This window comes from Dyadobacter sp. AC419 (assembly GCF_979253085.1).
In genome coordinates this window covers 304,322-328,013 of the sequence record NZ_CEEDCD010000024.1, presented here as the reverse complement: position 1 = coordinate 328,013, position 23,692 = coordinate 304,322, and the positions used below count along the sequence as shown (strand labels likewise).

Sequence of the window (23,692 nt, the reverse complement as noted above, 5' to 3'; positions counted from 1 at the left end):
AAAAACACAGATGAAGCACTTCGTCAGCACATTACTCTTAATATTATTCTCCCTTCAGATCCAGGCTCAGATTCCGGACACATTTCAGTGGCTCAATGACGGAACCGGTTACCGCGATGTCACTGAGCAAGGAATTGTAGAAACCACATTGCCTTCGAGACAAGAAAAAGTGATTGTTTCGCAGGGTTCGCTTAAAAATGCAGACGGATCTCCTATGCAGATCAGAAGCTACACCATGAGCCAGGCTGGTGACAAAGTGTTGATTTACACCAATTCAAAACGCGTTTGGCGTTATCAGACCAGAGGCGATTACTGGGTTTTTGACATTGCCGGAAAAGGTTTGAAGCAATTGGGCAAAGGCCTGCCTGCATCGTCACTTATGTTCGCGAAATTCTCTCAATATGGCAAAAAAGCCGCTTATGTAAGCAAGCATAACGTATATGTGGAAGATTTGGCCAACGGCGAAGTAAAACAATTGACAACCGACGGAACCGATCGCGTGATCAACGGAACATTTGACTGGGCATACGAAGAGGAATTCGACTGCCGCGACGGTTTTCGCTGGAGCGGAGACAGCAAATCCATCGCTTACTGGCAACTGGACGCGCGCAAGATCCGCAACTTCCTGATGATCAACACAACAGACTCTATTTATTCATTTAATGTGCCTGTTGAATATCCGAAAGTGGGTGAAACGCCTTCTCCATATAAAATCGGAGTGGTCGATATTGCGACTGCACAAACCAAGTGGATGAACATTCCGGGTGATCCGCAAAATACTTATGTGCCTAGAATGGAATGGTCAGGAATCGCTAATGAGCTGGTTATACAGCAGTTGAACCGCAAGCAGAATGAGAGCACATTGTTCTACATCAATACAACAGATGGAAGTGCCAAGCCTTTTTACACTGAAAAAGACGCAGCCTGGATCGATATCAAAAGCCGTTGGGAAAATGACCCGATGGGCTGGGACTGGATCAACGGAGGAAAGGAATTTCTTTGGGTGAGCGAAAAAGACGGCTGGCGCCACACTTATCGCGTGAGCCGTGACGGGAAAAAGGAAACACTGATTACGGTTGGCAACTTTGATATGATCAATCCGGTGCGCATTGATGAGAAAAATAACACTTACTATTTCACAGCATCGCCTGATAATGCCACGCAGACTTATTTATACAAAGCATCATTGGACGGAAAAGGCAAACCGGAGCGCATAACACCCGCAACCCAGTCGGGAACGCATGCTTATGAGATTTCGCCTGCCGGAAAATTTGCAAGACACCAGTTTTCCAATGCTAAAACCCAGCCGCTGACCGAGTGGATTTCTTTGCCAAAACATGTGTCCATTGACCCGTCAAATTCCATTGCACAATCCACAGATAAGATCAATGCAGGGAAAATGAACATTCAGTTTTTTAAAGTAAAAACTGCCGAAGGAGTCGAAATTGATGCGTGGATGGTGAAGCCAACCAATTTTGATTCAACCAAAAAATACCCGATCGTCTTTATGGTTTATGGTGAGCCAGCGGGGAGCACGGTGAAAGACGTGTATGGAACAGGACGCAATCGCTTGTATGCAGGAAGCATGGCCGACGACGGTTACATTTATGCATCCATTGACAACCGGGGAACGCCTTCACCAAAGGGAGCGGCCTGGCGCAAAGCGATTTACAAAAACATTGGAAGGATCAACATTAAAGATATGGATGGCGCTGCGACGGCAATGTTCCAGCAATATCCGTTCATTGACACAAGCCGCGTAGCAGTTCACGGTTGGAGCGGCGGAGGATCGTCGACATTGAATCTTTTGTTTCAATATCCAAATCATTTCAAAACGGGGATTGCAGTGGCGGCGGTTGCTAACCAGCTGACTTACGATAACATTTACCAGGAGCGTTACATGGGCGTGCCGCAGGAAAACCGGGAAGATTTTGTAAAAGGATCGCCCATTACGCATGCTAAAAATCTGCAAGGCAATCTGCTTTACATTCATGGAACAGGCGATGATAATGTGCATTATCAGAATGCTGAAATGCTTGTTAATGAGTTGATTAAAAATAATAAAGTGTTTCAATTCATGCCTTATCCTAACCGTTCGCACGGCATTTCGGAAGGGGAAGGAACTTCGCAGCATTTGAGAAGTCTTTTTACTGATTATTTGAAAAAGAATTGCCCTCCCGGGGCGAAATAACATTTTCGCAATGAGACGATTTTCTTGCTTTTTAATGGCGTTCATTTTGCTGTTTGGCATTGCAAACGCACAATTGAGTGAAGGAACAAAAGTGGGTGTCGCAACCGGCAAAGGCCTCAATACGGATCGGTCCGGCGTGTTTTGGAGCACGCCGACCGAATCTTCCAATGTAGTCGGCGATTTTTACATCGACTCGACCTGGCACGAAGGAACCGTAAAACTGAATGCGCCTATGTCGCAGTTTGGCGGTCTGGAATCAGACAGCCTTTCGGGGATAACCATTCGTTATAATGTTTTGAATGAAGAGCTGGAAGTGCTGGCAAAAAAGAATGACGTGCGCGTAATCAAAGCCAGTTATATCAAAAGCTTTGAAATCAAAGGCGCTGGAAGTCAGCAACGTTTTGCAAATATCAAGTCAATATTTCCGGAGACTGAGCTGAAAGGAATGAGTGAAGTGGTCAGTTCCGGGAAACTTACATTGGTAAAACTTTATAAGCCAAAAATCACTAAGCCCAATTACAATCCAGGCTTCGGAACGGGCCAAAAGAACACAATTGTGCGTCTGGACAGCGATTACTACGTTGTTTCAAACGGTAAATCAGAGAAATTCAACTCAGGCAAAAAGGCTGTTCTGGCCGTAATGCGCGATAAGACAGCAGAAATCGAAGATTATTTGAAAAAAGAAAAAGTCGCCCTTAAGAGCGACCTTGAATTGAAAGATCTGTTTGACTTTTATAACAAGCTGTAATTGCTAATAAGAATGAACCGGGCAGCATTACTTTCCGTATAATTTTTTCGCAGCCGCCTCGTATTTATCGCCAGCAGTCCACTGCGGAGCCACTTTCTGTTCCGCGATCAGTCGCGTCGCATAAGCATATGCCTGACTGAATTTGAGCAAATAGTTGAAATCAATTGTGTCCGGATTATCAGAAACCTGGTGGTAATTTTTCATGATATCCGCATTAAACTCCTTAAAACCGGGCGTAAATGTCGGTGCAGGAATGCCTTCTTTGGCAAAATTCACATTATCAGACCTGTCAAATAAGCCTTGTTCAGGAGAAGGATCAGCGAAAACGCCCAACCCGAATGCTTTACAAGCCGTCTCAATTTCGGCACGAGCACCTGTTCTGTCCAATCCCATTACCGAAACAATGGTCGTGTCATTATAACCCGCGCCATCAGAATTGATGTTGAAAATGCATTTGTTCAAAGGCAACAACGGATGCATTGCATAATATCTGCTTCCCAGCAACCCAACTTCCTCCCCAGTCAGCGCCACAATCAGCACAGAGCGTTTTGGCGGGTTCTTAGCAAGAGCCTCCGCTGCTGTCAGCAAAGCCACAGTTCCGAAAGCATTGTCGCGCGCACCATTGAAGATGCTATCTTCGGCTGTAAACGGCTGTCCGCCCTGTTTTCCAACACCAACGTGGTCATAATGTGCACTTAGCAGCACATATTCATCTTTCAGTTTCGGATCAGTCCCGGGAATATATCCGGCAACATTATAGCTTCCCACGATCTTCGAACTTCTGCCCGAAGTCTTAAATTCCACTTCCTTAACGGCGCGTAATGCGCGTGCATATTTCGCCTCTTTTCCGTTGATCCAAGCGTGCGGGATCGTTTTTGCAGCAGCGCCATCACTTTCGGCCAATGCAATTTTTTCCGCTGCAAACGATTTATTTACAACATTCCAGGGAATGGGCGCATTAAATAACTCAATAACCGCAATGGCACCTTTGTCCATGGCAATCTTGCGTTTTTCGTTCGATGTATTGATAATTTCGCGTGGAGTCTGCGATTCGGTTGTGCCACTTTCGACCAGAACAATTTTTCCTTTAACGTCCAACCCTTTGTAATCATCCAGATTTTTAGAAGCGTCTTCGAGGCCAAAACTCGCGTAAACGATCGGTGCTTTTACATCCAATGGGCCGCCGCTCATCAGGATCCAGTCCTCTCCGCTTTTCATGATCTCGGCATCCGCTGTGATGACGCCCGTGCCATTAGGACTCATTTTTTCAAAAGGCACATTCTGGAAATAAGTTGCATTATTAGCGCCTCCATTGCCAGGAACTGGAACTACGCCCAGTTTACGGAACTGCTCCGCAATGTATCGTGCCGCAACCAGATTCCCCTGCTCACCAGTCCGCCGCCCAAGCAATTCATCCGCCGCCAAAAAACGCATATGCGCCTCCGCCTCCGCCTTCTTAATCTGAAATTCAGGAAGGGAGTTTGATTTCTTTTGGGAGAAGGCAGGGGCATTCAAAGCGCCGAGAAAGAGAACGCCCAACAATATTTTTTTCATGGAGAGAATTTGATGTTTTGTCAGCTTTGAAGATAGTGATTATCTGTTCAATATCACCGCCGCTTCTTTTGCGAAATATGTCAATATGCACTTTGCGCCGGCTCTGCGGATGCTCATGAGGACTTCCATCATGGCGCGGTCGCCGTCGAGCCAGCCGTTTAATGCGGCTGCTTTGATCATTGCATATTCGCCGGAAACATTGTAGGCTGCAATGGGAATGTCGAAATTTTCGTCGAGCTGGCGGATAATGTCCAGGTATGATAATGCAGGCTTAACCATCAGCATATCAGCGCCTTCGTTGAAGTCAAGCTGTGCTTCCAAAAGCGCTTCGCGCTTATTGGCCGGGTTCATCTGATAGGTCTTTTTATCACCAAACTTAGGCGCAGATTCCAATGCATCGCGGAAAGGTCCGTAAAATGCACTCGCATATTTAGCTGAGTAAGACATGATGCTGACGTCCGTGAAGCCATGATTATCAAGATGTTGTCTGATATAACCAACCCGCCCGTCCATCATATCGCTTGGTCCGAGAATGTCAGCCCCGGCTTTTGCCTGTGCCAGCGACATGTTTCCAAGAATTTCCAAAGTTGCATCATTCAGGATCTTGCCGTTTTCAACAAGCCCGTCGTGGCCGTCTGAACTGTAAGGGTCCATGGCCACATCAGTAATGATCGTCAGCTCAGGAAATTTCTCTTTAATGGCCGTAATTGCCTTTAAATAGAACGTGTTTTCATGATAACTTTCCGAAGCGTGTGCGTCTTTTTTGCTTTCCGGATAATTTGGAAACAGGTCAATGGCACGGATGCCCAGGTCTGTGACTTCTTTTAGTTCTTCGAGCAGATTGTCCAGTGAATAGCGGTGAATTCCAGGCATGGATTTCACTTCCACTTTCAAATTAGTGCCTTCCTGCACAAACATTGGATAAATAAAATCAGAAACCTGAAGCGTAGTTTCCTGAACAAGATCTCTGATTGCAGAAGATTTTCTATTGCGCCGCGGACGGCGGGATATATTGATCATGATGGATTGGCTTTCGGCGATCAGCGTGCGGCTGTCGGCTTTTTTACTATATGACTAGGTAAAGAACCATCCGGAAAATGTTAGAGTTTCCCGGTTAAAACGTTTTTTGCAATTTCTTCACCCCTAATGTGCATGGCCGCCTTAGCCAACCATTAGTTTGAAACCTTCGCCATGCAGGTTCATGATTTGAATAGCAGGGTCCTCGCGCAGATATTTTCGCAATTTGGTAATGTACACATCCATACTCCGCGCATTGAAGTAAGAATCGTCGCCCCAAATCGTTTTCAGCGCAAAGCTGCGGCTGATGGGCTGATTGAGATTTTGGCAAAAAAGTTTGAGCAACTCCGATTCCTTGCTGGTAAGCCGCACCGATTTATCATTTGCCGAAAGCTGCTGATGTGCATAATCAAAAGTATACTGCCCAACCTGATAAATTTTCGCTTCTTCCTGACCGTCAGGCTGTTTCTTGTAGCGACGCAGAATGGCTTCAATGCGTAAAAGGAGCTCTTCCCTGTCAAAAGGTTTGGTAACATAATCATCGGCGCCCACCCGAAAACCCTGCATCGTGTCTTCCTTCATCGATTTGGCGGTCAAAAAAATGATGGGCACATCGCGGCCGCTCATGCGAACTTCCTTAGCAAGCGAAAATCCGTCTTTCTTCGGCATCATCACGTCGAATATGCACAGGTCGTAAGTTTTGTCAACAAATGATTGCCAGGCCTTTTTGCCCATCAGTAGCTAAATCGGTAGGAAAGCCTTTATCTATCAGATATTCCTGAAGCAGTGATCCCAGGTTGGCATCGTCTTCGACGAGTAAAAGATTGGGCATGGAAAGGATAAATTAAATTATGTTTGCAAGATAATATCGATAAACCTTCTTAACTCATAAAAAATGTTAAAATTCCTTCTTTGGATTGTTGGAATCATTGTAGTGCTAGGCATCGTTTACATTGCCGGTCCCAAAGTGCCTGAGGCTAAACTGACGCCCGTTTTGCCAACAATCACTTCCAATCTGCCTTTATTGGAGCAGGAGGTGAAGAAACTCGAAATGGCAACTCCCAATCTGAAACCGGACAATGAAGCGCGGATTATTTGGGCCGATTCTGCTAAAAAAGAAAAGACGACTTACAGCATTGTTTACATTCACGGATTCGGCGCAAGCTGGGCGGAAGGCGATCCGATCCATAAAGATCTGGCAAAAAGATATGGCGCAAACCTTTATCTGGCGCGTATGCACGACGCCGGCATTGCGGATACAAATGCCCTGCAAGATCTGACGCCTGCAAATTTTATGGCAGGAGCAAAGCGCGCACTGGCCATCGGGAAAGCATTAGGCGACAGTGTAATTGTGATCGGAACTTCGGCGGGCGGCTTGCTAACGACTTATCTTGCCGCAACGCATCCCGAAATCAAGGGCGTTGTGCTTTATTCGCCTTGCATTGAAGTTGCTAACTCAACATTAAAACTGATCACGCGTCCGTGGGGAAAGCAGATTTTGCATCAGGCAATCGGGGAATATAGTAAGTCCCGGGACACCATTCCGGAGCGCGCACAATTCTGGTTACAAGGTTATCATACCAATGGCCTGATCACATTGCAGCAAATGATGGACGCAATTTCCCGGCCGGAAGTTTTTGCGCAGATCAAAATGCCGATTTTCGTGGGTTATTATTATAAAAATGAAGAAGAGCAGGACAAAGTTGTTTCTGTAAAAGCCATTGAGAAAATGTTTCCGGAACTGGGCACGCCCGATGATCAAAAAGTGCTTAAAGCATTTCCCGAAAGCGGAGACCATGTGATTGCGTCAAGGCTTAGGTCAAAGGATGTGAAAGGCGTTTATGAGGCTACGGACCTGTTTTTTCAGCAAAAGCTGCATCTTAAACCAGTAGAAAATAGCGTTTTACAGCCTTGAATTTTTGGCTGCGCAAAAGCAAGTGGGGCAAAGAATCTGGTTTAACAAATCAAAAATGCTTTACTTTGCCGCCTTTAACAGACTATCCTAATTAATCAATTATAAAAGGAAAAACATGGCTTACGGTTTATTAAAAGGAAAAAGAGGAATTATTTCAGGTGCATTGGACGAAAATTCGATTGCCTGGGAAAGTAGCGCTGAAAGCAAAAGAAGAAGGAGCCATTTTCACATTGACCAACGCACCGATTGCCATGCGCATGGGAGCGATCAATGATCTGGCCAAGCAATGCGACGCACAAATTATTCCTGCTGATGCCACTTCTGTTGAAGACATCGAAAACCTTTACACCCAATCCATGGAGATCCTTGGAGGCAAAATCGACTTCGTTTTGCATTCAATCGGCATGTCTGTCAATGTGCGTAAAGGCAAATCATACGGCGATCTGAATTACGAATGGATGCAAAAAGGCATTGACATATCGGCCATTTCGCTTCATAAATTTTTGCAGGTGGGTGAAAAAGCTGGATGCGATCAATGATTGGGGATCGGTTGTAGCATTATCCTACATTGCAGCACAACGCACATATTCTTTTTACAGCGATATGGCAGAAGCAAAAGCGATGTTGGAAAGCATTGCACGCAGCTATGGTTATCGTTACGGAAAAAGGCTAAAAATGTGCGTGTTAACACCATTTCTCAAGTCTCCTACCAAAGACAAAAGCAGGCTCAGGAATTGAAGGTTTTGATGCATTTTATGACTTTGCAGAGAAAATGAGCCCATTAGGAAACGCAACAGCAGATGATTGTGCCAATTACGCGATCACATTGTTTTCCGATCTAACGCGCTTTGTTACGATGCAAAACCTTTATCACGACGGCGGTTATTCGTCGACCGGGATTTCTGAGGTAGTCTGGTCACAATGATCCAGTAATCAGCACAAGTAAGCAGACCGAAACATATTTTCAAACCCTTCAAGGCACACGTTTTGAAGGGTTTCTTTTTTATGTAAAATAATGCAGCCGATCGTCCGTTTCGCGTTGTGTAATGTTCGTGAACCAGTTAGTTTCGCCAAATTATTAAGCCCTATGGATTTAAAGGTAAATGTGCCTGTTATGAAGACTTTCAATATGCAGTGGAAGCTGCTGTTTTTAGCTGTTATGATGCTTTCGCTGGCTGGTTGCGGAGGTGATAAAGAAGAAGAAAAGCCCGCTGCCCCCGACGCACCCATTTATACATTGGTTTTTTTGGACAAAACGCAAAGTGTCCATGTCGATAAGCAATATGTCAACGACAAATATCGTCAGGCGTTAACAGATATTATCGAAACGAATATGAAGAATAAAGGCGACAAGCTGGAAGTCTATTTTATTCATGAAAACACTTCAAAAGCGCGCGCATTGTCCTTGACTGTGAGAAGTGAAAAAGATAATATGGAAGGTTCCAACGCCACCGACCGCGAAGGGATTGAAACTGCGTTTCAGCTTGCATTACAAAAGGAAAAAGGCATTTATTTGCGCCAGCTTCTGGCTAAGTTAAATCAGCAAAATACAGGCGCATCCAATCTTTCAACGGACATTTGGGCAAGTTTGCCGGTTATTGCAAAAGCAGGAGAAAGCGGTTCAGAAGTGAAGGTTTATTATTTCAGTGATATGGTGGAAAGCGTAAAAGGCGCGAATCGCCGCGATTTTCACATTAAGCCTCCTCAAACTGACTCAGAGGCAGAAAAAGATGCAAAAGAAGACGTCAAACAACTCGAAAAATACACAATCGGCTCACCACAAGTCACAATCGTTTCGCCTTTCGAGCCCACCGCATCCAGCAAGAAAACAACCCGCACGTAGCACACTACTGGACGACATTGTTTCAGGAATTGGGCGGGGTAAGTGTAGAGGAACTTTGAGTTTTTAGATATTACGGATCGCTTTCGCGTTCTCTAATTTATCAAAAATGGCAGCAATGGGAATCTTGAATCCTTCAACTACAAAACTTTCGATAAAACCTTTTGAAGAATTTAGTATAAGTGCATATTCGTCCGCAACCAAATGATATTGTTCAACCGTTTGGCTTTCAGGGTCGACCATCCAGAACTCTTCAACTTTATGGTTTTCGTAATCTTTAAATTTAATACCTCTATCCCTTGATTCAGTTGAAGGCGAAATTACTTCAACAATTAAATCCGGTGCAGGGAAGAGTATTTGATCTTCTTTAAACTGATCTGCCTTTTCTGACCTGAAAAAACAAATATCCGGCTCATAATCGTTGCGGGTTAATGTAATCATCATTTTTTCGACTCCCACAAATCCTAAACCATGTTCTATTGAATAAAGGTTAAGAAGTTGTGCAAGCAACAGCGTTGCGCGGTTGTGTTGCAGTTTGGCGGGAGAGTGCACAACAATTTCGCCATTAATAAACTCAACCTTTTCTTGTTCAGTAATGGCGTTGTAAAAATCAATTCGTTGTTCCTGCTCTTCGTTCAGCATAGCAGTAATTGCGTTGATGATAAAAAATGCATTGGGTTCTTTAAGGATCTCAGAAGCAATGCGTTTTTCGGTCACTGTTTTCAACATCAGTGTTTCCAAATTTAACAAAATTTAAGTGTAAAAAAATTGATTTCAAACTTCACCCAGCCCAATTCTCCCTGTCCAGACTACGATATTGAATTGCTTCGGCGAGGTGTTCTACTTTAATGTCGGGGCTTGAAGCTAGGTCGGCGATGGTGCGGGAGACTTTTAGGATGCGGTCGTAGGCGCGGGCGGAGAGGCCGAGGCGTTCCATGGCGGTGCGCAGGAGTGCCTTTCCGGGATCGTTGATAATGCAGATCTCTTTTACCATTTCGGGCGACATCATGGCATTGGAATAGATGTCTTTGTTGTTCTTGAAACGCTCCGTTTGCATTTCACGCGCTTTGATGACCCGCGCGCGGATCTGCTCGCTGCTTTCTGATTTACGGGTCGAAGCAATCTGGTCAAAAGAAACAGGCGTAACCTCCACGTGCAGGTCAATGCGGTCTAAAAGCGGCCCACTGATCTTGTTGAGATACTTTTGAACTACACCCGTTCCGCATACACATTGTTTTTCGGGATGGTTGTAATAACCGCAGGGACACGGGTTCATGCTCGCAATGAGCATAAAGTTGGCAGGAAATTCGACTGTCATTTTTGCCCGGGAAATCGTCACTTTACGCTCCTCCAAAGGTTGGCGCATTACTTCCAGCACCGAGCGCTTGAACTCGGGCAACTCATCCAGAAACAACACGCCATTATGTGAAAGCGATATTTCACCAGGCTGCGGAAAGCTGCCGCCGCCCACGAGCGCCACATCACTTATAGAATGGTGCGGTGCCCGAAATGGCCTTCTTGAAACCAATGTCGCCCTTTTTCCAAGCTTGCCAGCAACAGAATGTATTTTTGTTGTTTCCAGTGCTTCGGGCAAGCTTAATGGCGGGAGAATGCTCGGGATCCGCTTTGCCAGCATTGTTTTTCCGGCTCCGGGCGGACCGATCATAATCGCGTTATGGCCGCCGGCTGCGGTGATTTCCAACGCGCGTTTAATGTTTTCTTGGCCTTGCACATGCTCGAAATCCGCATCATATTCATTCTGTGAAGTGAAAAACAAATCGCGCGTATCAACCACAACAGGCTGCACGTCGGATTGTCCTTCAAAAAATGCGATTGCATCGGCGAGCGTTTCGACCGGAATGACGTCAATGTTGTTTACAATCGCGGCTTCATGCGCATTCTCGGCAGGGAGCACAAAGCCTTTGTAACCTTGCTTTCTGGCCTCGATTGCAATGGGCAGCACGCCTTTAACAGGCCGCAAAATTCCGTCAAGCGAAAGTTCTCCGAGGATAATGTAATCTTCCAGGCTACGCTGGCAATTGAGCTGTTCGGATGATTGCAACACGCAAAGTGCGATGGGGAGGTCGTAAGCAGAGCCTTCTTTGCGGATGTCGGCAGGAGCAAGGTTAACGACGAGTTTTTGCCTCGGCATTTTGTAACCAAAAAAACTTCAATGACGCTTCAACCCGCTGCTGGCTTTCTTTTACAGAACTATCGGCCAGCCCGACCATATAAAAGCCCATTCCCTGGGCCACATTTACTTCAATCGTTGTGATCGTAGCATCAACGCCATAAACGGCGCTTCCATAAGTTTTTGCAAGCATGTGTGTGTAATTTTAATTTCGGCAAAAATGCCTATTTTATCCAAAAATTCAATCCTAAACCTATGAAAAAGTTCTTGCTGGTGATATGCATCTCGCATGCGCTTATAACCAACGCCTTTTCCCAAAATGCACAAACATTAAAGGACAAGATCATCTGCATTGATCCGGGACATGGCGGCACAGCCTTAACCGACAGTTATCGCGTTGGCCCGGGAGGTGAACGTGAGGAATGGATTAATCTGAGAGTTGGGTTAATGCTGCAAAAAACGCTGAAGAAAGGGGCGCGAAAGTCATTATGACGAGGACGGAGGACAAAGCAGTCACACTTCTGGAGCGCGCTAAACTTGCCGTGGATAACAAGGCCGACGTATTCGTTTCGATACATCACAATGCAACCGCAGACTCAACTGTGAACTTCCCGATTATTTATTTTCATGGAAATGCTTCCGAAAACTTGGCTAGTGTGGACCTTGGCAAAGCATTGGCAACAAAACTGCTCAATTATCTGCATAAGCCGGATTCACCCGTTTCGTTGGTTTCAGATTTTACTGTTTTTGCAACGTCCGGTGCATCGGTTTTGAGAAATACTTACGGCATTCCGGCGATTCTCGCAGAGGCTTCCTTTTTTACAAATGCTGACGAAGAGCAGCGATTGAAACAAGAAAAGCACAATCGCGACGAGGCGCAGGCTTATGCAGAAGCTTTGGAAGCCTTTTTTGCAAAACCCATTGCCAAAATTCAGGCTAAGAATGCAAAAATGCCGGTTATCCCGCCGTTTATGGTTTTTCAGGAAGCGGAGCGGATGACGCCAACTGCAAAACGCTGGAATCAGGATTTTCTGGATGCAAAAAGCCTTATGACAAAGAATGACACGACATCGCTTAGCAAAGCTTTCGATCTTTTTACAAGATCAGCGCGCTCTTTTCCTGATTCTCCCGTGGCTGCGGATTGTCACGCAAATCGTGCAAAAATTCTCGCCTTGAAAGGGAAGAATGATGAGTCAAAGCAGGAAATTCAACGGGTAAACGAATATTACGTAAAGCTTCGTAATTAGTCAACTCATTCTACCACAGCTGAAACGCAAATGTATGTGGGGATGATCCCGGTTGCCCTTATACGGACTTCCGCATCTTCTGCCTGCGTGTTTCCGGTTAGCACCAATGCCGTGTCCAGGCCGAATTTGTTTCCTCCCAAAATGTCCGTATGCAATGTATCGCCCACCATCAGAATGTTCTGTTTACTTACATTCGGATAATTCTTAATGTGCTGATAAGCGAAAATAAACATTTGCGGATCGGGCTTTCCGAAGCGGATAAATTGCCTTCCAATGGTGTCTTCAATCATTTTTGCCAAAGCGCCCACGGCAATGGATAACCGGCTTTTGGATGCAGGATACGTTTTATCCGTATTGGCCACGATAACCGGAATGTTGCGTTTCCGAAGCAGATTCAAGGTTTTGGTCAAATCAGTGTTCCAGTCAAAACCTTCGTCGTCAAGGAAAACCAATGCGTTTACATCATTAACAGAATTAAGGTCTAATTCTCTGATCGATAGCGTTTTGAGATCGTGTGAACCAATGTAATGTGCTGAATTATCCGTCCCTAAATAAGCCACAATCCCATTTCTTACTTTCAGTTCCAGATATTCGCGGGCCAGCATGCCGGATGATATAATGCGGTCGGGAGTAACGTCGTTAATGCCAAGTTTTACATACGATTCCGCAAGCTGTTCGGGGCTGCGAGAAGCGTCGTTGGTGACAACGTAAAAGTCTTTTCCAGTTTCACGCAAATAGGCAAATGTGTTTTCAATGCCTGGAATGAGGCCATTATAGGTTTTTAAAACCCCAAAAGCATCAAAGAAAATTACTTCATATTTGGATATTACTGACTTAAAATTGTCGAGGATCATAGCATTGGTGTCTTAGGAGTGAAAAAAGGAGCGCGTAAGAGCGGGTTACAGTTGCAGGACCCTCAGTATTTTTTCTTCATCAAAACCATCAATTGAAGGAAAATAAAGCTCATAAGCCTCCTTTTGGAGTTTGGCACAATATGACCTGTGGAAGAAATATTTGCCGTATTTAATAACATAATTAAGAATAAAGAACCGGTAAGCCTCTTTGATAAACCGCACTTCACGCTCTGTTAAAGGATAAACCTGATGATATTCTTTCAAGAAAATCATGAAGCGGTCCTCCATCAGCGGCCCCATTAAATAGCTGAAAACCGTCCGGTCGCCCACATTAGAACAGACGCGCGCAAAGAAATAGAAATCCATGATGCGTGAAGAAACGCGGAACCAGTCATAATCCCATCTTGAATACAATTTCAGATCGTCGGTCACTGAAAAGTTTCCAATGTTCCAATCCACAAAAACAGGCATTTTATCAAATGAACTGACGTTCAGGCGCTGAATGTTCTTCATGAAAATATCGCATTGCCGCTTTAAAAGTTGAATGTAACCGCGATGCTCATATTGGCCGGTGTCCGATTCAAGAATTTCAAGCAGATGCTGAATGTCCGTCCGCAGGTTTTTGGATGATTTTGGAATTGACTTTCCAGCCCGCAGGCAGGCGAGGTGAAATTTTGCAGTCTCGCGTCCCAGCGCGCGGATCTGATCTTCATTAAGCCGTTTCGGAAGCCGGTTCATCGCCCGGATCGGATTATAGAAGACGACCCAGGTGTCTACAAAATCCTCCTGATAACGATATGTGTAAACCTGATTATTTTTTACCAACGACCTTGCAAGCACATTTTCAAACGGATAAAGCAGGTTGTTGGCAAGTGCTTGTATGATCCGGTGGTCTTCCTTGAAATGCTCGTATTTACCAAAATAAGACAGCTTCGCAATCACAATGTCGTCGTTGTCAAGCGTGACGCGGAAGACGTGATTGGTTGATACTTTGGCACTTATATCTTCAACAAACTTAACTCCAATGGAATTATCAAACCCTGCCCAGGCTTTTCGGATAATTTCAGGATAATCTTTTAAACGCATTTATATTTTTATTTGGGCAATGCAAAATGTTGATGCTATGCTCTTTAACAGAGCTTTCGGGCACCAAAGTTAGCAACTTCGCGTAAGCCCGCACGAGGCAAATATCGAAACTTTGAATAATTTTGCGGTTCAATTTTACCTGATACATTTTGTTCTTCTACTTCTCCCGCTTCCTGGTTCGCCTGGCGCTGCCCATATATCTTAAAAAGCTTTGCGTCCAAGGTTTTGATAAAATGCATCAAGGTCCGGTGCTCCTGGCTTCAAATCATTCCGGTTCGTTCTTTGACGCCGTTGTAATCGGCGCAATTATGAAGCAGCCCATTTTCACGTTGACCCGCGGTGATGTTTTTAAGAAAAAAGCGGCAGCATTTTGGCTTCGTCAGATCAAGCTTATTCCGGTTTTCAGAGGTTCGGAAGGACGTCAATATGTGAAGAACCACGACGTTACTGTTCAGGAAGGCCATGATGCGATGAAAAGCGGAGGCGCTGTCATCGTATTTTCGGAAGGAATTTGCGTCAATGAATGGCGGTTGCGGCCATTAGGAAAGGGAACGGCCAGAATGGCTTATCAGGTTTGGCATGGCAGTGATCCGTTGAAAAATATGGGGGTCGTGCCCACCGGCGTTAATTACGAACACTTTCGTGGACCGGGCAAAAGGGTTTCCCTGCAATTTGGGGACGCTATTCTGATTAATGATATCAAAACGAATCCGGAAGAGTACGAAAGATGGCTCCGGGAATTCAATGACCTTTTGGAACAAAAAATGAGCCGGGAAGTTTGGTCAATTCCTGCGGATATTTCGAAAGTGGAGCAGAAGCAACGCTTAAATACATTATTTGGCGACTGCCCGCTGCCGCCAAGCGGTAATGCATTTCAGAATGCTATCGGCTGGTTTGGGCGTGCGATCCATAAGCCGCTTTATAACTTTTTTGAAGGAAAAGCCGCTAAATTAACAGCCAGGACGGTTTTTTACGACTCCGTTTTGTTTGGGATGCTGATGTATCTTTATCCTACAGTCGTCGTTTTACTCTCGTTAATCTTGGGATTGATAGCCGGATGGCAGGCAGGATTAGCATTATTCTTTGCATTGCCAATCCTGGCCTGGCTCGGAAGTCGTTATTAGTCTTTCACCCTGCTCAAACTCATCATTTTAAGCATCCAGTCAGGCAAAGGCCGTTGGTGTTTTCTTTTCTGAATATCCAGGAACCAGCCAATTTTCTTTAAAATCGGTAGTTTGTGTGTTTCAACAAGCTCAATCAATGTGCCGTCCGGATCTTCCAGATAGGCAAACCGGCCAGCTGCCGATTCCATGCCAAAAGACCGTTCGCTATCAATCGTAAACGGATAACCCTGCGCCTGCCAGTTTGATTTTCAACGTGTCCATGTCCAATGTGTCAAAGCACAAATGGATGAATCCGCAATCACCCCAAAAGCGATTCTGGAATATTTTCTTCGGCGTGCGATCGAGCGCCTGCACGAGTTCTATTTGAATGTTACCCAGCAAACGGCTGAATGCGCCATCGGGTGTGAAAGATTTTCTTAACAACATTCTGCGAAAACGCTGTCCTCTGACAGTCGTCGGCATATCTTCAAAAACGCCGGTGCGGTCGTAAACGACTTCCAGCGGTTGCAATAAGTTTTGATAAAAAACCACTGCTTTATCAATGTCCGAAACGCCAATAACGACGCCAGCGACGCCGCCAACTGGTTTTCCGGTTTTCTGAAACCAGGATTCATCGCTTGTGATCTGGAATGTGTTTCCGTAAGGGTCATTGCCCCAGAAACCTTCTCCTTCCGGCAATGCAGTCAATGGGCCGACGCCTTCTTTTGACTGACTTTTTAACCATTCATGTGCTTTCCTGACATCGGGCGCTTTGAACCGGATCGCATTAATGCCGAGGTCTCCGATTTCAGGTTTGAAATTAGCCGGTTCCGACTTTCTGCTGGTAAACGACCAAATTTCCAATCCGCCGCCGCCTGCCATATTAATAGCCAGAAGTGCATGACGCTTGTGCACAACACCGCCCGTATAAGGCGTCATGAGCGGCGCTTCGGCTTTTTCGTCAAAAACGGGCACGTCAAATCCGAGCATTTGGCGATACCATTTAAACGCGTCGGGGACATTTTGAACACCAATTCCTACTTGTTGAATTCCTGAAATCAGCGGAGCACTCATTCTGAAAGATTATAATGGATCAATGAAGCCAGACATTAATTGTCAGCTTGAAACGGAGGGCAATTTTACAAAATAAAAAGCAAACGAGACATCAGTAAACGCAATTGTGGATAAAATGTGGAGTGTGGAAAAATTTTCTTAGGATACAAACAGTAAATGGTTATCTCATCTACATTATAATTCATATCTTTAAAAGAGATTTCCAGAATATTATTTTTAAAAAGCTGGTTATCAACGCATCCATTAAGGTGCATTCATCGTATGTGTTACGAGCGCCGTCTCAATAAATTGAAGAATGAACGAGTCAGTAGTGATTGCCCCAATCAGTGAAAGTTTAAGTGGTTTTTTAGGTTCAGCGGAATATTCCAAAGTGTTTTTGATAGCTGATAACAATACAAAAAGGCTTTGTTATCCTCACTTGAAGGCAGTTTTGCCAAGTCATAATGTTGTGAGCGTTCCGAGCGGTGAGGCCAATAAAGTTTTGGCAACCTGCGAAAAAATTTGGGATGCGATGACGAAGGAAGGTCTGGACCGGCATGCACTGGTAATTAATCTGGGTGGAGGTGTAATTGGCGATATGGGCGGATTTTGTGCGGCGGTTTACAAACGTGGAATAGATTTTATACAGGTGCCGACGACCTTGCTTTCGCAGGTGGATGCAAGTGTTGGCGGTAAGTTAGGCATTGACTTTCAAGGGTTTAAAAATCATTTAGGCGTTTTTACATTGCCAAAAAGAGTGCTGATCGATCCGGTTTTTTTACAAACATTGCCGGAAAGAGAGATAAGGTCTGGTTTCGCTGAAATCATCAAACATTGTCTCATTGCTGACGCGAAAAAGTGGGATGAGATCAGGCAGAAGGATTTTGAAGAGCAAAACTGGACGGACCTGATCGCGCATTCAGTTAAAATAAAGGAACAGGTTGTAGATCAGGATCCTACGGAAAAAGGTTTGCGTAAGATCCTGAATTTTGGACACACACTCGGCCATGCGGTTGAAACTTGCTTTTTGAATAAATCGGCCAATCAACGGCTGTTTCACGGAGAGGCGATAGCGGTGGGAATGATCATGGAAAGTTACCTTTCGTTTTCGAGAAAGATGATTGACCAGCAGACGCTTACAGAGATTGAAGAGTTTTTGTTTGCAACATATGGAAAAGTGCAGATAGCGCCGGAGGATGTGGAACAGATCATTGCACTTACACGGCAGGATAAAAAGAATAAAGGAAAAGAAGTGAGATTTTCATTGCTGAAAAGGGGCGGGGCAATGTGATTATGATGTGGTTATTTCTGCTTCTGAAATGCGTAAATCAATAGCTTATTATTTGGGATAGTTTTAAAAAGCATCTGGCGTAAGTTATTGGTTCTGTTGGATTTGTATTAATACATTCTTGATATATATTTCATAACCTGACAAATTAAATGCTTATGCTAAGGTCTATTACAACTTATGCCGCTTTACTCCTAATTATTATTATAGCGGGTTGCTCCAGTGGTCGGAAGGTGTTTGTGGAGCACGATTACAGCTACGAAACCAACTTTAAGGATTATTCTTCCTATACATTTCTCGAATGTGAGCGCGATACAAACAATCTCTGCACGGAGATTTACGAAGCTATCCGCCGCCAGATGCAGGTAAGAGGCTACAAGCTTACCGCAGAAAAACCAACATTGCTTGTTAACTATGGTATTTTTTACGACAACCTTCGTTACCAGGGTTATATGCAGCCGGTTATCAAAAACTGGGTTGATACAGAAAACGACGGTTTCCGCTACGAACCGATCAAATACGCATTGGATAAAGGCACATTAATCGTTTCCCTTATCGATGCAGAAAGTGATCAGGTTGTATGGAGGGGATATGCATCCGGGATTTTTAATGGCGTTGAAACTTCCAACAACCATTACAGAAGCGTCGTAAGAAGGATTTTTGACCAATATCCGCTTTTTGCGAAAGGTTATGATCCGAGACGTTACAGTGAAGCGGTAGGACGATAAACCGCTCCTTATCGTAATTTCAATGTTGCAAGCGTCAATATGGCCAGGATGATTCCAACGATCCAGAATCTTGTCACGATTTTGGATTCGTGGATGCCTTTTTTCTGGTAATGATGGTGAAGCGGCGACATTAACAGCACCCTTCGGCCTTCGCCATATTTACGCTTGGTGTATTTGAAATAGCTGACTTGTACGATTACAGAAAGGTTTTCAGCGATAAATATTCCGCACATAAAAGGAATCAGCCACTCTTTCCGGATCGCCAGTGCGATAACCGCAATAACACCACCAAGCATCAAGCTTCCTGTGTCGCCCATGAAAACCTGGGCGGGATAGGCATTATACCAGAGGAACCCGACGCAGGCGCCTATGAATGCGGCACAAAAAATCACAAGCTCGCCCGAGTTCGGAATGTACATGATGTTTAGATATTGCGAAAACTTCGTGTTTCCTGACAAATAGGCCAGAACGCCCAATGTAAGCGCAATAATCCCTGAAACGCCTGCCGCAAGTCCGTCAATTCCGTCGGTAATGTTGGCTCCGTTGGAAACGGCTGTGATGATAAAAATGGCAATGATGGTGTAAATCACCCACGTATATTCCTCAGGTAACCAGCCGAAAAGCAATGCTTTATAATCAAATTCATTGTTTTTGATGAAAGGGATTGTCGTTACGGTTGGATGAATAATGTCCCGGTAACGCTGGATTTCTCCCAGATTTGAGCTTAGCAACGGCTGTTCATAAATCCGGATCCGCACATTGTCGTTAAACGAAAGCGTTAGACCCACGATCACGCCCAATCCCACCTGGCCGACGATTTTGAAGCGGCCATGCAGGCCGTCTTTATTGTTTTTGAATTTTTTAAGATAATCATCGACAAACCCGATCATCCCCGTCCAGAGCGCTGTAATGATGAGCAGCACGATGTAAACATTACTCAACTTTGCAAAAAGCAGCACCGGAATAAGCAATGAGGCCAAAATGATAAAGCCACCCATTGTCGGCGTTCCCGCTTTTTCCATCTGACCGGCCAATCCCAAATCCCGGATTGTCTCGCCCATTTGCTTCTTTCTGAGATAATTAATGATCGTTTTTCCGTAAGTGGCGGCTATGAAAAGCGACAGGACCGTCGAGCCAAGCGCCCGGAAGGAAATATATTGGAAAACGCCCGCTCCCGGGATATTGAAATGCTTGTCGAGATAATCGAATAAGTAATAGAGCATGAATAATGTATTGGGGATGACGCTGCAAAGTTGCTTCTTTTCAAAGACTACACAAAAGGGCCATCGTTTTTTTCATCCCTGATTAAGCGTGTCTTGCTGCAAAAGCTTCGAGCAAAACCTCCTTATCGTCGAAATGGTGTTTTATTCCTTTGATTTCCTGATAATTTTCGTGGCCTTTTCCCGCAATGAGAATGATATCATCCGGATTGGCTTCATCATAAGCCCTGAAAATGGCTTCGCGGCGGTCTTCAATCACCGTTGTCTTTTTGTAATCCAATGGTGGAACGCCTTTGCGCATTTGTTCTAAAATATCAGCCGGATCTTCGTAACGCGGATTATCAGATGTGAGAATGACCCTGTTACTGAATTTGCAAGCGATAGCGGCCATTTTAGGGCGCTTTTCCGCATCCCGATTTCCGCCGCAGCCCACAACCGTGATTACTTTCTCATTTCCGCTGCGCAAATGGTTGATGGTTTCCAACACATTTTCCAATGCATCCGGCGTATGCGCGTAATCCACGATTCCCACAATGTTATCGGGTGAATGAAACTGTTCAAATCGTCCCGGAGGGCTTTTCAGGTTAGAAAGTTCTGTTAAAACGGACTCAGGTTTTTCACCCAAAAGAATCGCCGTGCCATAAACGGAAAGCAAATTATAAGCATTGAACCTGCCGATGACCCTAAACCAGACTTCCTGCATATTAATGTCCATATGCATGCCCGCCAGCGTGTCAGAAATGATTTTTCCTTTGAAATTGGCCAGCGTTTGAAGAGAATATGTTTCGATTTTGGCTTTTGTATTCTGCACCATTACCGAACCACGGCGGTCGTCCACATTAACAAGCGCAAAAGCCGACTCAGGAAGTTGGTCAAAGAAGCCTTTTTTTGCTTTAATGTAATTATCAAATGTCTTGTGGAAATCGAGGTGATCGTGCGTAATGTTGGTAAAAATCCCTCCTGCAAACTGCAAACCCGTTATCCTATGCTGCGCAACCGCATGCGAGCTCACTTCCATAAACACGTGACTGCAATTTTTCTTCTGCATTTTCGAAAGCAGCTGATTCAATGCAACAGCATCCGGCGTGGTGTGCGTCGAGGGAATAATTTCATCCTCAATTTGATTTTGAACAGTCGAAATCAGTCCGCAGCGATAGCCTAATGCACGAAAAAGCTGGAAAAGAAATGTGGCAACGGAAGTTTTACCATTGGTGCCCGTAACACCGACCAAAGTCAGGTTTTGCGAAGGATTATCATAAAACGCTGAGGAAATGGAGCCCAGCGCTTCTGCCGAATCCGGGACTTGAATGTAAGTCACTTGCTCGCTCAATGTCTCCGGCAATTCTTCACATAAAATAGCAGCCGCGCCCAGCTGTGTTGCCGTGTTAATGTATTGATGTCCATCCGTTTGCGTTCCTCTTAATGCAACAAATAAACTTCCGGGCAAAACTTTTCTGGAATCCAGAATAATGCTTTTGATAACAGCTATATCAGAGCCGGTAATGTTGGCTCCGGCAACGCCAATCAGGATATCGCTTAAAATTTTGTCTGGGGTGCTTTCCATGAAGGAACTACTGTAATGTTAATAGGATCGTTTTATTGCCAGCCGGGTTAGTGCCGGGCGGTAAAGATTGCTCTACGACCTTGCCGGAGCCTTTAAAAGTGACATTAAAGCCTTTGTTTTCCAAAATATACAAAGCGTCGCGCATGGCCATTCCCAGCAAATCCGGAACATCTTTCGTATCCATCACACGCGCCTGATAATTCGTTTTACCCTTTTTCAAAAGAGAGGCAGCTGCATATTCCGTGCCGTCGGGGACAGGCGTCAGTTTAAGTTCTTTGCTGATGATTTTCAGGTCTTCCGCACGTCCGGCCCACCGTACATCTTTGGAAACCTCCGGAATTGAATCTTTAACCGGCTTCTGAATGCTGACGTCATAAGCATAAATGCGATCGGCCACTTCTTTGAAAACCGGCGCTGCAACGCTTCCTGCATATAAAGTATAGTTCGCACCCTCACCCTGCGGCGTGTCAATAATCACAATAGCACTGTATTTTGGCTTATCTGCCGGAAAGTAACCCGCAAATGACGTGTAATATTTTCCTGGTGTGTAAATGCCATTGATCAGCTTCTGCGCTGTTCCCGTTTTTCCGGCGATCTGGTAAAGCTCCGAGCTAATATTCTTCGCAGAACCCGCTTTTACAACGCCTTCCAGCATTTTCTTCACCTTTTTTATCGTTTCTGCGGACGCAATTGGCTTATCCTCAACATATGGCGGGATTTTGTCTTCAACGCCTTCTGCATTGCGGATCTCGCGCACGATCATAGGACGCACCCAGTAACCATCGTTTGCAACAGCATTGTAAAGCGCCAGTGTCTGCAACGGCGTCATTGACATTTCATAACCGTAAGACATGAATGTGAGCGAATATGCGCTCCATTGCTTCGATGTGCGGTCTTTGATATAAGGCGGCTTTTCCCCCTTCATGTGAATGCCCGTCGGCGTGGTCAGGTGAAAGCGCTTTAAATACGAAAGATAGGTGTCAGGTTTGGAAAAGAAATAGCGCTGCATGAGCATATGCACGCCAATGTTAGACGATTTTTCAAAAACCTGCGTCGCAGTCAGCACACCGTGGCCACCTCTTTTTGAATCATTAATAGAAGTTCCGCGAAAGCGAACCGAGCCGGCTCCTGTATTAACGGTCACCTGGTCAGGGTTCATTTTTGTTTCTTCCAAAAGCGCCATCATCGTCGGCAGCTTAAAAGTAGATCCCGGATCAGCGCCACCTGCGACCGCGTAATTGAAAACTTCCTCATATTTGCCATCGCCGCGTTTGGTCAGATTGGCCATTGCCCGAATTTCACCGGTGGCCACTTCCATCACGATCACGCAGCCATAATTGGCTTTGCTTTCCATGAGTTTTCTCCGCAATGCAATTTCAGCGCGGTCCTGGAAATTCATGTCTAATGTGGTGTAAACATCACGCCCGGCCTCTGGCTGCACATTTAATGCATCTCCGACAGGAATTTTCATGCCACCTTCAACCATTTCCACCCATCCTATGCCCGCTTTTCCTTCCAGATTTTTGTCAAAGCTCGCTTCCAGACCAATGTAGCCGCGTCCGCTTTTCGGATCAATGCCGCCAATGGTCCGGTCGGCCATCGGACTGAATGGTTTATAGCGTCTGTAAATCGTTTCAAACTTTCCGCCGCCACCTTTGCGGTTTCTTGCAAAAAAGGGCCACAGTTTAATTTTTTCCCGATCCAGATGGCTGATCTGGCGATTTTTCAGTCTTAAATATCTTTTGTTCTTGCTCACACGATAACGCATGATCTTGTTCTTGTAACCTGATGCGGTAAACTCACCAAAACTCTTGGCAAGCAACGAAGAAAGCTCATCAATGTGATTGTAGAAATAAGCGGAATCGGCCACTTTGGTGTCCAGACCCACATAATAGTAAGGCAGGGAAGTCGCCAGCAAGCGGTCGTCTTTGGAATAAATATTCCCGCGCATGGCCGGAATCGTATCCAGTTTCAAATCGTTTTTTGCAGAATATTCGGCCCAGGTTTTTCCTTTAAATTCATCGTAATACTGCACGCGGATCAGTTTACCAAAAACCGCAATAGCCAGTACAAACAAAAGCCAGCCCACGGTCCGGGCACGGGCGATCAGCGCTTTCTTATTATTCTGACCGCTTTCAACGTCGTTCTTCATG

The 23,692-nt window shown here is 45.1% G+C and carries 18 protein-coding genes and 4 pseudogenes; 10 read left to right on the top strand and 12 right to left on the bottom strand.

What is annotated here, in order from left to right:
- The first annotated feature begins 10 nt into the window (after positions 1–10).
- Together AC0IYG_RS23750 and AC0IYG_RS23745 are read left to right on the top strand one after the other, a co-directional pair.
- A complete protein-coding gene (locus AC0IYG_RS23750) occupies positions 11–2,191 on the top strand; it encodes a S9 family peptidase (RefSeq protein WP_471713545.1) in 2,181 nt (726 codons plus the stop codon).
- A 10-nt stretch (positions 2,192–2,201) separates the two neighbouring features.
- A complete protein-coding gene (locus tag AC0IYG_RS23745) occupies positions 2,202–2,939 on the top strand; it encodes a hypothetical protein (RefSeq protein WP_471713544.1) in 738 nt (245 codons plus the stop codon).
- A 27-nt stretch (positions 2,940–2,966) separates the two neighbouring features.
- Here the strand turns inward: AC0IYG_RS23745 and AC0IYG_RS23740 are convergent, their stop codons facing one another.
- From AC0IYG_RS23740 to AC0IYG_RS23730, 3 genes and pseudogenes are all read right to left on the bottom strand, one after another.
- The gene (locus AC0IYG_RS23740; protein ID WP_471713543.1) at positions 2,967–4,493 is read right to left on the bottom strand and encodes a M28 family peptidase; all 1,527 of its coding nucleotides are present in this window, start codon (positions 4,491–4,493) and stop codon (positions 2,967–2,969) included.
- A gap of 39 nt (positions 4,494–4,532) precedes the next feature.
- The gene (gene hemB / locus AC0IYG_RS23735; protein ID WP_471713542.1) at positions 4,533–5,513 is read right to left on the bottom strand and encodes a porphobilinogen synthase; all 981 of its coding nucleotides are present in this window, start codon (positions 5,511–5,513) and stop codon (positions 4,533–4,535) included.
- Between the two features lie 141 nt (positions 5,514–5,654).
- Positions 5,655–6,342: pseudogene (locus tag AC0IYG_RS23730) on the bottom strand (response regulator transcription factor).
- Between the two features lie 63 nt (positions 6,343–6,405).
- Here AC0IYG_RS23730 and AC0IYG_RS23725 point away from each other — a divergent pair.
- The 3 genes and pseudogenes from AC0IYG_RS23725 (at position 6,406) to AC0IYG_RS23715 (ending at position 9,268) form a co-directional block, all read left to right on the top strand.
- The gene (locus AC0IYG_RS23725) at positions 6,406–7,425 is read left to right on the top strand and encodes an alpha/beta hydrolase (protein WP_471713541.1); all 1,020 of its coding nucleotides are present in this window, start codon (positions 6,406–6,408) and stop codon (positions 7,423–7,425) included.
- A gap of 115 nt (positions 7,426–7,540) precedes the next feature.
- A pseudogene (locus tag AC0IYG_RS23720) lies at positions 7,541–8,350 on the top strand (enoyl-ACP reductase FabI).
- Positions 8,351–8,512: 162 nt separating this feature from the next.
- Positions 8,513–9,268 carry a hypothetical protein gene (locus AC0IYG_RS23715; RefSeq protein WP_471713540.1) on the top strand — a complete coding sequence of 252 codons (756 nt, stop codon included), beginning with the start codon at positions 8,513–8,515 and terminating at the stop codon, positions 9,266–9,268.
- Positions 9,269–9,331: 63 nt separating this feature from the next.
- Here AC0IYG_RS23715 and AC0IYG_RS23710 read toward each other — a convergent pair whose 3' ends face one another.
- Both AC0IYG_RS23710 and AC0IYG_RS23705 read right to left on the bottom strand, forming a co-directional pair.
- Positions 9,332–10,006 (bottom strand): Uma2 family endonuclease, encoded by a 675-nt coding sequence (locus tag AC0IYG_RS23710; RefSeq protein WP_471713539.1) that lies wholly within the window; start codon positions 10,004–10,006, stop codon positions 9,332–9,334.
- 40 nt (positions 10,007–10,046) lie between these two features.
- Positions 10,047–11,589, bottom strand: a pseudogene (locus AC0IYG_RS23705) (YifB family Mg chelatase-like AAA ATPase).
- A 62-nt stretch (positions 11,590–11,651) separates the two neighbouring features.
- Here AC0IYG_RS23705 and AC0IYG_RS23700 point away from each other — a divergent pair.
- Positions 11,652–11,888: a hypothetical protein gene (locus AC0IYG_RS23700; RefSeq protein WP_471713538.1), complete on the top strand. Its 237-nt coding sequence runs from the start codon at positions 11,652–11,654 to the stop codon at positions 11,886–11,888.
- Positions 11,885–12,643: an N-acetylmuramoyl-L-alanine amidase family protein gene (locus AC0IYG_RS23695; RefSeq protein ID WP_471713537.1), complete on the top strand. Its 759-nt coding sequence runs from the start codon at positions 11,885–11,887 to the stop codon at positions 12,641–12,643. Before AC0IYG_RS23700 ends, AC0IYG_RS23695 begins: the two co-directional genes overlap by 4 nt.
- 5 nt (positions 12,644–12,648) lie before the next feature.
- On the opposite strand, the gene AC0IYG_RS23690 is transcribed toward AC0IYG_RS23695, so the two are convergent.
- Positions 12,649–13,497 (bottom strand): TIGR01459 family HAD-type hydrolase, encoded by an 849-nt coding sequence (locus AC0IYG_RS23690; RefSeq protein WP_471713536.1) that lies wholly within the window; start codon positions 13,495–13,497, stop codon positions 12,649–12,651.
- A gap of 45 nt (positions 13,498–13,542) precedes the next feature.
- On the bottom strand, positions 13,543–14,583 hold the full coding sequence (locus tag AC0IYG_RS23685; RefSeq protein WP_471713535.1) for an aminoglycoside phosphotransferase/kinase family protein: 1,041 nt from the start codon (positions 14,581–14,583) through the stop codon (positions 13,543–13,545).
- A 149-nt stretch (positions 14,584–14,732) separates the two neighbouring features.
- On the opposite strand from AC0IYG_RS23685, the gene AC0IYG_RS23680 reads away from it, so the two are divergent.
- Positions 14,733–15,707, top strand: a complete 975-nt coding sequence (locus AC0IYG_RS23680; RefSeq protein ID WP_471713533.1) for a 1-acyl-sn-glycerol-3-phosphate acyltransferase — start codon at positions 14,733–14,735, stop codon at positions 15,705–15,707.
- On the opposite strand, the gene AC0IYG_RS23675 is transcribed toward AC0IYG_RS23680, so the two are convergent.
- Entirely contained in the window at positions 15,704–15,895 is a 192-nt protein-coding gene (locus AC0IYG_RS23675; protein ID WP_471713532.1) for a VOC family protein, read from the bottom strand. The two genes, AC0IYG_RS23680 and AC0IYG_RS23675, sit on opposite strands and share 4 nt — an antisense overlap.
- A gap of 19 nt (positions 15,896–15,914) precedes the next feature.
- Positions 15,915–16,760 carry a VOC family protein gene (locus tag AC0IYG_RS23670; protein WP_471713531.1) on the bottom strand — a complete coding sequence of 282 codons (846 nt, stop codon included), beginning with the start codon at positions 16,758–16,760 and terminating at the stop codon, positions 15,915–15,917.
- A gap of 295 nt (positions 16,761–17,055) precedes the next feature.
- Here AC0IYG_RS23670 and aroB point away from each other — a divergent pair.
- Positions 17,056–18,091: pseudogene (aroB, locus tag AC0IYG_RS23665) on the top strand (3-dehydroquinate synthase).
- A gap of 88 nt (positions 18,092–18,179) precedes the next feature.
- Positions 18,180–18,755: a DUF4136 domain-containing protein gene (locus tag AC0IYG_RS23660; protein WP_471713530.1), complete on the top strand. Its 576-nt coding sequence runs from the start codon at positions 18,180–18,182 to the stop codon at positions 18,753–18,755.
- 8 nt (positions 18,756–18,763) lie between these two features.
- Here AC0IYG_RS23660 and mraY read toward each other — a convergent pair whose 3' ends face one another.
- From mraY to AC0IYG_RS23645, 3 genes are all read right to left on the bottom strand, one after another.
- Positions 18,764–19,978: a phospho-N-acetylmuramoyl-pentapeptide-transferase gene (gene mraY / locus AC0IYG_RS23655; RefSeq protein ID WP_471713529.1), complete on the bottom strand. Its 1,215-nt coding sequence runs from the start codon at positions 19,976–19,978 to the stop codon at positions 18,764–18,766.
- Between the two features lie 82 nt (positions 19,979–20,060).
- Complete coding sequence (locus AC0IYG_RS23650; RefSeq protein ID WP_471713528.1) at positions 20,061–21,539, bottom strand: UDP-N-acetylmuramoyl-L-alanyl-D-glutamate--2,6-diaminopimelate ligase; 1,479 nt, start codon at positions 21,537–21,539, stop codon at positions 20,061–20,063.
- 7 nt (positions 21,540–21,546) lie between these two features.
- Complete coding sequence (locus AC0IYG_RS23645; RefSeq protein ID WP_471713526.1) at positions 21,547–23,691, bottom strand: penicillin-binding protein; 2,145 nt, start codon at positions 23,689–23,691, stop codon at positions 21,547–21,549.
- Position 23,692: the final 1 nt, after the last annotated feature.